1 protein-coding gene is annotated in these 759 nt (G+C 74.6%); it reads left to right on the forward strand.

Annotated elements, in window-relative coordinates; all coding sequences use genetic code 11:
• Nucleotides 1-759: MFS transporter (locus KUM32_RS35570; protein ID WP_217146054.1), on the forward strand; the 759-nt coding region annotated here is incomplete at both ends.

Raw genomic sequence — 759 nt, forward strand, 5'->3', positions numbered from 1 at the left:
CACTACGGGCTGACGATGGCGGCGCGCTTCGTCGCCGGCGTCGCGGCCGGCCTGGCCTGGGCGTTGCTCGCGGGGTACGCGCGGCGCATGGCGCCCGCCCACCTCCAGGGCAAGGCGATCGCCATCGCCATGGCGGGCATCCCGCTCGCGCTCTCGCTCGGCGTGCCCGCCGGGACCTTCCTCGGCAAGGTGACCGACTGGCGGGTGGCGTTCCTCGCCATGACGGCGCTGACGGTGGTGCTGCTGCTGTGGATCGTCGCGGCGGTGCCGGACCACCCCGGGCAGGGGCGCGGCGAGCGGCCGAGGATGCTGCGGGCACTACGCGTCCCGGGCGTGACCCCGGTCCTGTTCGTCACGCTCGTCTTCGTCCTGGCCCACACCATCCTGTACGCGTACATCGCCCCGTACCTCGACGACCTGGGCCTGGGCGACAGCGCCGACCTGGTACTCCTCGTCTTCGGCGTCGCCTCGCTGGCCAGCATCTGGGTCGTCGGCGCGCAGATCCACCACCGGCTGCGCGTCCTGACCATCGCCAGCACCCTGCTGGTGGCGGTCGCCGCCGCGCTGCTGGCCGTCCTCTCCGACCACGCCGCCCTCGTCTACGTCGCCGCCGTCCTGTGGGGCCTGGGCTGGGGCGGGGTGCCCACCCTGTTGCAGACCGCTGCCGCCGACGCCGGTGGGGAGGCCGCCGACGCCGCGCAGGCCATGCTCGTCACCCTGTGGAACGGCGCCATGGCGGGCGGCGGCGTACTCGGTGGC

This window comes from Streptomyces sp. AC627_RSS907, from assembly GCF_019049165.1.